Origin of the sequence: Vulcanococcus sp. CPBay_Sum15L08_68 (assembly GCF_017855895.1) — a bacterium.
In the GTDB taxonomy this organism is placed as follows: Bacteria; Cyanobacteriota; Cyanobacteriia; order PCC-6307; family Cyanobiaceae; genus Vulcanococcus.
Window position 1 is genome coordinate 1 of record NZ_JAFMFX010000067.1, and the last position, 9,264, is coordinate 9,264.

The 9,264-nt window shown below is 62.8% G+C and carries 19 protein-coding genes; 9 read left to right on the forward strand and 10 right to left on the reverse strand.

All coding sequences use genetic code 11. The features are described from left to right. The coding region (locus QZ189_RS09535) for a hypothetical protein (protein ID WP_296416530.1) at nt 1–180 on the forward strand (180 nt) is incomplete at its 5' end. A gap of 136 nt (nt 181–316) precedes the next feature. Here QZ189_RS09535 and QZ189_RS09540 read toward each other — a convergent pair. After that, nucleotides 317–1,210, reverse strand: coding sequence for a bestrophin family ion channel (locus tag QZ189_RS09540; protein WP_296421631.1), 894 nt, complete (start codon nt 1,208–1,210; stop codon nt 317–319). A gap of 71 nt (nt 1,211–1,281) precedes the next feature. Here QZ189_RS09540 and QZ189_RS09545 point away from each other — a divergent pair, with 71 nt between their 5' ends. The 3 genes from QZ189_RS09545 (at nt 1,282) to QZ189_RS09555 (ending at nt 2,112) form a co-directional block, all read left to right on the forward strand. Then, nucleotides 1,282–1,443 carry a hypothetical protein gene (locus tag QZ189_RS09545; RefSeq protein WP_010316090.1) on the forward strand — a complete coding sequence of 54 codons (162 nt, stop codon included), beginning with the start codon at nt 1,282–1,284 and terminating at the stop codon, nt 1,441–1,443. 277 nt (nt 1,444–1,720) lie between these two features. After that, nucleotides 1,721–1,948 (forward strand): DUF3104 domain-containing protein, encoded by a 228-nt coding sequence (locus QZ189_RS09550; RefSeq protein WP_043705725.1) that lies wholly within the window; start codon nt 1,721–1,723, stop codon nt 1,946–1,948. Continuing rightward, a complete protein-coding gene (locus tag QZ189_RS09555) occupies nt 1,933–2,112 on the forward strand; it encodes a hypothetical protein (protein ID WP_296416514.1) in 180 nt (59 codons plus the stop codon). Before QZ189_RS09550 ends, QZ189_RS09555 begins: the two co-directional genes overlap by 16 nt. Before the next feature lie 8 nt (nt 2,113–2,120). On the opposite strand, the gene QZ189_RS09560 is transcribed toward QZ189_RS09555, so the two are convergent. The 5 genes from QZ189_RS09560 to QZ189_RS09580 all read right to left on the reverse strand — a co-directional run bounded on the left by QZ189_RS09560 (nt 2,121) and on the right by QZ189_RS09580 (nt 5,440). Beyond that, nucleotides 2,121–2,255 (reverse strand): hypothetical protein, encoded by a 135-nt coding sequence (locus QZ189_RS09560; RefSeq protein ID WP_010316098.1) that lies wholly within the window; start codon nt 2,253–2,255, stop codon nt 2,121–2,123. A 68-nt stretch (nt 2,256–2,323) separates the two neighbouring features. Further along, on the reverse strand, nt 2,324–2,527 hold the full coding sequence (locus tag QZ189_RS09565; protein WP_296416512.1) for a hypothetical protein: 204 nt from the start codon (nt 2,525–2,527) through the stop codon (nt 2,324–2,326). Nucleotides 2,528–2,730: 203 nt separating this feature from the next. Beyond that, a complete protein-coding gene (locus QZ189_RS09570) occupies nt 2,731–2,994 on the reverse strand; it encodes a hypothetical protein (RefSeq protein ID WP_247477626.1) in 264 nt (87 codons plus the stop codon). Nucleotides 2,995–3,018: 24 nt separating this feature from the next. Beyond that, nucleotides 3,019–4,746 (reverse strand): SulP family inorganic anion transporter, encoded by a 1,728-nt coding sequence (locus tag QZ189_RS09575; RefSeq protein ID WP_296421632.1) that lies wholly within the window; start codon nt 4,744–4,746, stop codon nt 3,019–3,021. 418 nt (nt 4,747–5,164) lie between these two features. Next, nucleotides 5,165–5,440 carry a hypothetical protein gene (locus QZ189_RS09580; RefSeq protein WP_296416507.1) on the reverse strand — a complete coding sequence of 92 codons (276 nt, stop codon included), beginning with the start codon at nt 5,438–5,440 and terminating at the stop codon, nt 5,165–5,167. A 56-nt stretch (nt 5,441–5,496) separates the two neighbouring features. Here QZ189_RS09580 and QZ189_RS09585 point away from each other — a divergent pair, with 56 nt between their 5' ends. Beyond that, nucleotides 5,497–5,673, forward strand: coding sequence for a hypothetical protein (locus QZ189_RS09585; protein WP_296419264.1), 177 nt, complete (start codon nt 5,497–5,499; stop codon nt 5,671–5,673). Between the two features lie 2 nt (nt 5,674–5,675). Here QZ189_RS09585 and QZ189_RS09590 read toward each other — a convergent pair whose 3' ends face one another. The 3 genes from QZ189_RS09590 to QZ189_RS09600 form a co-directional block, all read right to left on the reverse strand. Next, entirely contained in the window at nt 5,676–5,948 is a 273-nt protein-coding gene (locus QZ189_RS09590) for a hypothetical protein (RefSeq protein WP_296421633.1), read from the reverse strand. A 139-nt stretch (nt 5,949–6,087) separates the two neighbouring features. After that, a complete protein-coding gene (locus tag QZ189_RS09595) occupies nt 6,088–6,309 on the reverse strand; it encodes a hypothetical protein (protein ID WP_247477635.1) in 222 nt (73 codons plus the stop codon). An 80-nt stretch (nt 6,310–6,389) separates the two neighbouring features. Continuing rightward, nucleotides 6,390–6,602 (reverse strand): galactose oxidase, encoded by a 213-nt coding sequence (locus tag QZ189_RS09600; RefSeq protein WP_296416504.1) that lies wholly within the window; start codon nt 6,600–6,602, stop codon nt 6,390–6,392. Nucleotides 6,603–6,730: 128 nt separating this feature from the next. Here QZ189_RS09600 and QZ189_RS09605 point away from each other — a divergent pair, with 128 nt between their 5' ends. Next, nucleotides 6,731–7,261 (forward strand): nuclear transport factor 2 family protein, encoded by a 531-nt coding sequence (locus QZ189_RS09605; RefSeq protein ID WP_010316116.1) that lies wholly within the window; start codon nt 6,731–6,733, stop codon nt 7,259–7,261. A gap of 202 nt (nt 7,262–7,463) precedes the next feature. On the opposite strand, the gene QZ189_RS09610 is transcribed toward QZ189_RS09605, so the two are convergent. After that, nucleotides 7,464–7,805: a hypothetical protein gene (locus QZ189_RS09610; RefSeq protein WP_296416501.1), complete on the reverse strand. Its 342-nt coding sequence runs from the start codon at nt 7,803–7,805 to the stop codon at nt 7,464–7,466. 161 nt (nt 7,806–7,966) lie between these two features. Between QZ189_RS09610 and QZ189_RS09615 the strand changes: the two genes are divergently transcribed. The 3 genes from QZ189_RS09615 to QZ189_RS09625 all read left to right on the forward strand — a co-directional run bounded on the left by QZ189_RS09615 (nt 7,967) and on the right by QZ189_RS09625 (nt 9,261). Then, complete coding sequence (locus tag QZ189_RS09615; RefSeq protein WP_156797861.1) at nt 7,967–8,365, forward strand: hypothetical protein; 399 nt, start codon at nt 7,967–7,969, stop codon at nt 8,363–8,365. A gap of 39 nt (nt 8,366–8,404) precedes the next feature. Next, nucleotides 8,405–8,629, forward strand: a complete 225-nt coding sequence (locus QZ189_RS09620; protein ID WP_247477656.1) for a hypothetical protein — start codon at nt 8,405–8,407, stop codon at nt 8,627–8,629. A 428-nt stretch (nt 8,630–9,057) separates the two neighbouring features. After that, a complete protein-coding gene (locus tag QZ189_RS09625) occupies nt 9,058–9,261 on the forward strand; it encodes a hypothetical protein (RefSeq protein ID WP_156797862.1) in 204 nt (67 codons plus the stop codon). Nucleotides 9,262–9,264: the final 3 nt, after the last annotated feature.

The window sequence follows — 9,264 nt, forward strand, 5'->3', positions numbered from 1 at the left end:
ACCAGGCAGGATGCAGCAGTTGCGCTGAAGCCGGTGAAAGAGATCAGTTTTTGGGAATGGCTCCTGCGCCTCTCCGGCAAGGTCGCGGCTGTCTCCGGTGTGATCGGCCTGTTGGTCTGGCTCACCTGGGTGATGCTCGACGTGAAGAACATGCAGTCGGGCTTCACCCTTCCCACCTAAGAGGGTGCTGACGGCGCAGGGTGTCTTCCTCCGCGTGCGCCGTGGCGCTCCGCCAGCTCCTTGATCGTGGCCTTGCTCGTCAGAAGGGCAGCGTGTTGATTGCTACAGCGGACCTTTAAAAAAGCTGAGGTTTGCCCTAGGACCAGCGGCTGGGGTCCCGGCTGATGGGTAGCCGCCCCAAGGGAGAGGTCGGCAGGAGGTCGGCGCTGATGGTGCTGCAGATCGCATCCATCGGCACGCAAAAGCTGCTGCCGTCTTGATCAAAGGGCCCCTCGACGTAGGCGCCGATTCGCTCAGCGGTGATGAAGCCCAGAAAGAGCACCGCGCCGGTCCAGGCGGAGTCGCGGCTGGCAAAGCTGGCGAAGAGGGCGTAGCCATAGAGCCAGCAGATCAGGCGGATGAAGACGTCGTAGGTCGGCGGTAGCGGAGTGTTGCGAATGCGCTGCAGGCCGCCCAGGGAATTGATGAAGGCGGTGCTGCAGCGCAGCAGGGCATCGCGTCCCCAGTCGTTGATGGCGCCTTGGCTGTAGAGCGATCCGATGAGCTGCGCCCTGTGCTGCAGGCTGCGCTGCAGGCTGGTGTCCGCGGGGAGTCCCAGGCTGCGGCTGAGGGCATCCACCAGGGTGCGGGCATCGCTGCGCCAGATCCCACGCAGCTCAAAATTCAGCACCCAGCACTGCAGCACCTGCAGCGCCACCAGTTGCTGCTGTTGCTGGCGGCAGGACTCCTGGCTGCCGATCAGGGTCTGCAGGGTGTCGCGCCATTGCCGCGCTTCGTTGGTGATCGATCCCCAGAGCACTCGGGCCTCCCACCAACGGTTGATCGCCTGGGTGTTGCGAAAGCCCACGAAGATCGAGACCGCGATCCCCAGCATGGAGAGGCCCGAGCCATCAATGATCGAGAGGTCCCGGACCTGGGGATCGGCCTTGATGGCCAGGGCTAGCCCGCAGAGCACCAGCATCAGCAGCAGGTCCAGGCGCATCCGCAGCAGCAGTTCCCACAGCACCCAGGGGATGTTGCGGCGAGCCATCTTGGGCGGCTGACTCACTGGGACTCGGAGGGCTGCATCGATCATCATTCCCCTCCCCTCCAGCGTCGACCATGGCCGATTGGACGCCCACCCCTGAGCAGCGCGATGGCGTGATCGCACGCACGTTGGAGTTCTTCCGCGATGAATGCGATGAGCTGCAGCAGGAGCTGGGTTGTCCGGAGGCTTTCATCGCTGAGTTGCTCACGGCCTTGGCCCAGACCTACGTCCGCTGAACTGCCCCCATCTGGGGGTAGGCCGCCCGGTGGATGCTCCCTGAGAGTGATTCCATCAGGAAGTGGGAGGTCGCGATGACAGCCCTTAAGAACGGTGGAGCAGCCCGTGATTGTCTGGGGTCCACCTGCATGAAGTGGACCGCCAGCGGCGAGCTCTCCGAGTTGGACCTCCATCGGGTGATGGAGCGCTTGGCCCGCGTGGACCACAACCTGGCCGAGGTCGACACCAAAGCCCAAGCAGGCTAGAACGCCTGTACTAGTTCGCTTGGGGTGGCTGATGCCCGCTTTTCTCTCGGTGCGTCTTGGTGATGTGGTGCTGGTGGAGCCCCCTGAGCAGGACTGGTGGGTCGGTCAGGTGATTCACCGCGAAGGCGGGGCCAGGGACAATGGCAATAGCTTTTTTCAGATCGCCTGCGTGGACACGGGGGTGATCCGAACGGTGAATCCCAACAGCGTCACTGGCGTTGTGAAGCCTTCTTCCCCCAGCGCATGCTCAGCGGCTTGATCCTGGTCCCGGTCCTGTTTGCCTTTTTTGGCTTGTCGGAGGACGACACCGAACAGTTGTTTGGCAAGTCAGGTGAGGCGCCGCCGCCAGCCCATGAACGCTGTCTCAAGGCCCGTGATTACAAGGGCTGCATGGAGTACCAGCGGCGCCAGGTCGAGGACTAGCTGTCCCCTCAGCTGGCGAGATGGGTGGCGAAATCGATCGCGATCCAGGCGGCGCTCAGGGCAATCAGCAGCGGCAGAACACCTTTGACGGTCTCAAGGACCTCCTGGCGCAGCTGGTCTTGTTGCTCGGGGGAGCGGGTCATTGCGGCCTGGGCGAGTGAACTTCTCCAGGGCTAAAAGTTCAAGGCTGCAATGGCATGAGCGCATTCACCTAGGCGAAGGCAAACCAGTCCAGGCGTTGGGCTTGGCCATCGGCCTGGATCTCGAGGAGCTCAAGGCCTTTGACGGTTCCGTCCTGCCGGTACCAGGGGTCTTGGCAGAGGCTGCTGAAGGCCTGACGGGCGGCTTCGAGGGATGGGAAGTCGCCAACCGGGGTGCTGCCCCAGGCGTCGTGGGTCTTGATCCGGTAGGGCATGGATGGCGGCCATCGCTGCGCACCAGTGTCCGGCACGCGCTTCAACAACAAACCCCCCAGCGTTCGGCGGGAGCGCTGGAGGGTTGTTGTTGGGGGCCTCAAGGGGGGCGGCCCCCGTTCGGATAGCGGGTTGGTACTCGACCGCTTCCACAACCGTTATGGCTTCGTGCCTGAGCCTTGGTCCATAGGCACATTCACGGGTTCTAGAAGATGCCGAGGGTCTTCTTCTTGCAGTAGCCCGCTCCGATGTTCATCCAGCCGGAGCGGCAGGGTTGTCCGTTGGTGGGAGCGACCTCGTAGTAGATGGGCGAGACGCAATGGCTCCCCAAGTCGTTGACATAGCCGAGCGGGCACTGGTCCTGGCCTGCGGCCTTGGGGATTCGCTTCTGGGCCCAGCTGGGGCTTGGGGCGGCGAGGGTCAGCAGCAGCAGTCCGCTGCCGCTCAGGCTGAGGATGGTGCGCGTCAAGGGCCCAGGTCCACTGAAGTCAAGCTAGGGAGCCTGTCCCGATTCGGCTGCAAGCTGATGGGCGCGGGCGTTGAGCAGGGCCTCCTGGCGGTTGAGGCAGAGCTCAACGCCGATGAAACGGGTGATGGCGAGCCGCCTGAGCCGTTCTCGGTAGCGCTCCTGGGGAACGGCGATGATCACCCGTCGTCCCTGGCGCGTGGCGTCGCGGCAGACCGCATCAATGGCCAGGGAGGCCGTGACCCCCAGGTGGGAAACCGCTGTTAGATCCAGGATCAAGGTGGCGTAGGCGGAGCTCTCCTGGAGGAGTTGGGTTAGATAGCGGCTCGCCCCAAAACTCAGTGGTCCGGCAAGGCTTAACAGCGCCACCTCACTCCCGGCCTCCCTTAGCAGGACTTGCTCCTCGGCGTTGAGCCTGACGGGGGACGGCTCGTCAGGGTCTCCATCGCCGCCGGTGATGCGCCGGCTGGCTTTTTGGAGGGCATCGGCCTGGTCCTTGATGGTGATCACATTGGCGAGGGAGACCCCAATGACGACGGCGGTGACCAGGTCCCAAAAGACCGTGAGCAAGAGAACGAGCCACATCAGGCCCGTGGCTTTCCAGGACAGGCGAGGGGCGCGCTTGAGGAAGCTCCAGTCGACGATCTCCAGGCCGACATGCAGCAGGATCCCCCCGAGGACGGCCAGGGGAATCTCAGAGGCGAAGGAGCCGGCCCCCAGGGTGACGATCAGTAGGGCGAGTGAGTGCACCATCCCTGAGAGGGGAGTGCGTCCGCCCGCTTGCACGTTGGTGACGGTGCGCATCGTGGCGCCCGCTCCAGGCAGACCCCCGACCAGGGCGGCAGCCATGTTGCCGATCCCCTGGCCAATGAGTTCACGGTCCGAGCGGTGCTGGGTGCGGGTGATGTTGTCGGCCACCAAGGAGGTCAGCAGCGAGTCGATCGAGCCCAGGACGGCGAGGGTGATGGCATAACCGCCCAACAGGCGGAGGTCGTCGAAGCGCAGCTGCGGCCAGCGCAGGGTCGGAAGCCCCTGGGGGATGGCGCCCAAGCGGGGGATGGAGCCCTCGGGCAACAGGGTGCTGAGCGCTGAGATCAGCACCAAGGCCACCAGCGGTGCTGGAAGCCAGCGGTTCCAGCGCCGGGGGTAGGAGCGGATCAGGGCAAAGGTCAGGGCGCCGATCAGCAGGGCCAGGCCGTTGAGGTTGGGCAGCTGAGCGGGTAGGGCCGCCAGGATCTGGGGGATGGTGCCTTTGAGGCTGAGGCCCAGCAGGATCGGCAGCTGCAGCACCACGACGATCACGCCGATCCCCGACATAAAGCCGGAGATCACCGAGTAGGGCATCTGAACGATGTACTGCCCCAGGCGGAAGACCCCGAAGAGCACCTGCAGGGCGCCCGCCAACAGGGCCACGGTGAAGGCCACGGCCAGGCCCGCCTCTGCTCCATAGCGACCGATCAGCGCCGTGATCACCGCCGCCATGATCACGGTCATCGGACCGGTGGGCCCAGAGACCTGGGAGGGCGTGCCCCCGAGGGGGGCGGCGATGAAGCCCAGAACGATGGCGCCCCAGAGGCCGGCGATCGCTCCGGCTCCGGAGGTCAGGCCAAAGGCCATGGCCAGTGGCAGGGCCACCACGGCGGTTGTGATGCCGCCGGTGAGGTCCCCGCGCCAGTTCTTCAGCCAGGGTTGGCTCCAGGTGCGACTGAGTCGCCAGATCTTCGCCTCGGGGGGCTCGCGGAATGGAGAGCGCATGCTGCCGCCGTCAGCTCTCCCCAGGATGCCGGCGATGGCAAGGCTGGGGGGTGGGGGCCAGGATCAGCAAAGAGAGGCCCCCGAGTTGGAGCGCGGTCGCGGGGCGATCGTCTCCTGCACTGTTATGACGCCGCAGCATCGACTCCCGTCATGAGTGCAAATGCTCAGTCATGACGAAATTCAGTCGCCAGTGCTGGAGGGCCGCGGCGGCATGGGACGTTTGCGAATCGTCAGCGGACGATTGCCGAATTGCCGTCTGGCCAAGTTGAAGGCATGACCTTCGCTAAAGGCAATGAGGTGGAGTTCTGAATCCCCATCGGGGAAATGAACCGTGAGATCAAAACAGGGCAAAACAGGCGCCGATCAGCCACATCTCCATGTCGTAGCCATGCTGCGCTCTGTCGTCAGCTACAGCGCTTCACTCAGGCACTTCGCTGTCCTTGTGATGGCGGGGTTGATAGCCCTGGGCTTCTGCTAAAAAGCGCAGCCAGACCTGGCTTTTGCGATCAGGCATCCCTGCTGCACCGATCAGGCCCAGGGGGCCAAAGAGCAGGCCTGCCCAAAACCAACGGGCCCATCGACGCGCCTTGGCGCGCGCGATCGAAGCCGAGATGAAGCCACAGGGGAGGCAGACCATCAACAGGCCAATGACGTAGCCCATCGCCGCATGCAGGTACTGCTGTTCTCTTAGCAAGCTTGAACGCCCAGGGCGAGTCTCTGCGGTTGGATGGTCAAAGCACTCGGGGCGTCATGCCGGCACTGCAGAGCGGATGGATTGAGCTCGCTGTGTTGGCCCTGCTGTTTCTGGGTCTGCAGGTCTGGTGGCTCACGGCACTCGCCCGTCGGCGAGCCCTGGCCAAGCCCCTGAGCGAGGCGGAATTCCGTCAGGTTCTCGAGCGCATCTGGATCTCGAGATCCCGCTCCTGAGCTCAGGCCTGAGTGGGTTGGATGGCACAGGTCAGGGCGCAGGCGTGCTGCTCCTCGACCATGCGCCTGAGTTCGTGATCCCGCAGCAGCAGCATCAGCCGCGTTCCGCCCATTCCTCCTATCGCCGTGCCTGTTTGCTCGCTCACCCACTGCCCAGCCGATTGCAGGTCCGGGAAGAGTGCGGGACAGAGGCGCACCAGGCGGCCAGCCAGTCCGGTGCTCACCCAGCGTTCATGGGCTGAGCGTTTGACCTGCTCCTGGATGTTCTCGGTCATGGTCATCAGGAGCCGGAGGAGACAAGGATTGGACACTCACCTCTTCCTTCTGGACTAATCGAGTTCAGCCCCTTGCGGCGTAGGGATTAATACCTGTTCCTTCCGTTTTTCTTCCAAATTGCGCGGATTTGGGCTTTGCTCAGGGCTTTGGTGGTCTGGAGCCTGCGTGATTGGGGAAGGGGTGGGTGCTGCTGTGGTCGCCGCCTTCTCCGTAATGCTCCAGGTAGGAGAGCCCCATGGTGCGCAGCATCATTCCGCAGGCGTGGTGGTCGGCGCCGTATTGCTGCCGCCAGCGTTCGACCAGCTCGATGACGTCTTGATAGCCGCTGTTGAGGAAGTCCTCGGTTGGTTCCCAGGGCACGGTTGAGGGGCTTTGGTAGGCGAGCTGTCCACAGCTTCTCAGTATTTGGCTGAGGCGTCCTGTCTTGTTATGAGCTGTGGTCAGGCTGCCTCGGGGCACCAGCCCAGCTGACGCTCTCGTCTGATCAGCCAGTGCTGGCATTTCTTCGTGAGGTGTTCGCCTTGGCCGAGCTGCTTGGACTGGAGCTTGCAGCCCAGCAGGGTGCGGCAGTGGGCGTCGGTCCCGTAGGTGAAGTGCTGGCAGGTGATGCAGACGCGGCCTGAGCGTGAGGCCCGCAGCAGCCTGGCTTCCATGAACTCCCACTCATCCATGTGCTCTGCGCAGGTACGCCTGTACTACTACTGACTTGGTGTCATTGCAAGGGGCAGGGCTTGTTCGTGCCGAATGCGCTGCTGACAATGGAGGTCTTCGCGGCTTTCCGATGACGGCAGATGGCTTGGCTCAGGCCATTGACGCGATTTTTGAACGTCACATGCAGGCCGAGTTAGCGGGAGATCTGGATGGCACCTTGGCGACGATGAGCGCCAATCCCCATCTGGTGAACATCCCCACGATGGTGGGTGGTTCGGGGCCGCAAGGGGTCCGCCGTTTTTATGCCAATCGCCTGGTCGGTCAGTTTTTCCCGCCCGATGTGACCTTTGCGCCCATTTCGCGCACCCATTCGGCGGAGCGGCTGGTGGATGAATTGGTGATTCGCTTCACCCATACCCATCCCATGGATTGGATGCTGCCGGGGGTCGAGCCCACAGGGCGGCGTGTGGAAGTGGCCTTTGTGGTGATCGTTGGGATCGAGGGAGATCGGGTGAGCTATGAGCACATCTACTGGGATCAGGCCACGGTGCTGGTGCAGTTGGGCTTGCTGAAGCCTGAGGGGCTGCCTGTTGTGGGACAAGGCGGCGTCGCCAAGCTCCTGGATCCATCGCTCCCGGATCCTTTCTTCCAGGAAGGCTGAGCCCAGAGATGTGGGATTGCTGATCTCAGCAGTGACGGCAACAGTTGTTGGTTGGGGTTGGTGTGACAGTCGTCCCAGTTGGTGTTCTCACCATGCTCCGAATGTTGACGTTGGTCGCCACCCTCTTGGTGCTGAAAACCGCAACGGAGATCTGGCTGGCTGAATCCCTGCTCAGCTCACGTCCTTCGCCGCGATCCCTGGCTTAGTTCGGGGCCAGGGCCTGGAATAACTCCCGGATGGAGTCAAGGTCGAGGTCGGTGTTGATCAGGACCGAGCTCTCAAAGTCTTCCTGAAAATCACTGAGGCTCTGCAGGATGTCCTGGCTGGTTCCTTGTCCAGGCATCGGAGCGGTGGACTGACCTTGCTCATCCCGCGAGAAAATGCGCCAGAACGCCAGCACACACTGCTGACCGGGAGAGAGAGGCGTCTCGCCCAGGGACCAGGGGTGGTCTGAGGCCACGCGTTTGATCTGCTCCCAGCTGCTGTGGCTGCTGAGTTGTGCGTCAACGCCGGAGAGCGCCTCGAGAAACTCCTCTTCCGACATGGCTCCAGCCAGGGTGTGGGGCGCGTTGCACCGCACCCCTGATGAGGACGGTCCGTGACGTCGAGCCGTCTCCAAGGCAGTCATGGCCCAGCCGCTGGCTCGATTGCAAGGGCCGATTGGATCGAGCGCCAAACTCTTGGGGACGCAAACGAGATCTGCAGTTGGCGCCTTACTCGGGGACCCGTGTTCAGGAAACGCCTGAGGGCTTGAGTTATCGCATCGTCTACCAGCGACGCGGTGGTCTACCGATTGATTGGTTGGATACCGATGGCGACCCCCTGGAAGGCACCGATCGCCTTCGGGCCCAAGAGGACTCGGCCCGGTTCTTGGCTCAGAAACGCAATCCCTTCAGCCGTTTTCTGCGGGGCTTCATTGCGGTCCTTGTGGTGGTGTTCAGCTTCAGCCCAGGCGCATCGCCTTGGATGCTGAGCATTGGACTGTTGATCTACCTCGAGATCGCGATCCGATCCAAGCAGCGGGTTGGCCTCTACCAAGGCATCGCTCGAGAGATCGAACAGAGACTCTTCGCGATCGATCAGGCCAGTCAGTCGGAGCCCTGAGGGAGGCCCCGTAGCCTCTCCGCAGCGCGATCGGGATCCATGGGTTTGCAGCTGCACTCCGAAGCCTTCCTGCACGAGGACGGGGTGACCTACTGCATTAAGCGTGCGTCGCTGGACCAGGACTTCACCATCTATGAGCAGCGCGATGGTGAGTGGGTCGACAGCGGCCTGGACCGGGCGGTGAAGGAGCTGAACTTTGCCGAGTTCAAGCGCCTGGGGTTGCTGATCAAACGAATCATGGATCAGGACCGCTGGATTGCCTGATCTCCCATAGGAGGAGGCCGCCCCTCCCGGATGGAAGAGACGGCCTAGTTCGCTCGTTCATGCATGGAATGACCCGTTTCGTGGATGACGAAAGAGTGGGTCGGAGCTGCTGAGGGAGGTCACCTGGGGCCAGGTGTCCAGGTGTGGAGCAGTTGTGACTCCTTGGGGCACCTGTGGCGGTGCAGATGGAGTGCCGACAGCTCAAACGCACACGTTTGTTTGATCTGACGGCCCGCTCACGGTTTGAGAAGACTGTTGGAGCAGGCGCCTTCAGTCAGCTCGCTCCTGACGTCTGGTTGGGTGGAGTGTCGACCATCTAAGGCGTCTCCGATCTCGATGGGCCTAGCTTCAGTCGGATTCGAGGGGAAGACAATCGGACTTAATGCCCATTGCCCTGCAGGCTTAATCGCCCGAAAGTGATGGGTTGCTTGCCGAAGCGATCGCGCCAGCGGCGTCAGTTGCCTCGGCTCTCCCTGCTGGCTTGGCTTGGTCACTGGTGTTTGCGACTGCTCAAGATCGCTTTGGTGGGCCTGACCACCTGCGGTTTGGGTTGGGTTTGGCTAGCGATGTTTGTCTATTACGAGCGGTTCAAGCGGCGTCGGTTGGCGGGTTCAGGACCCCATCGCCGCTAGGCC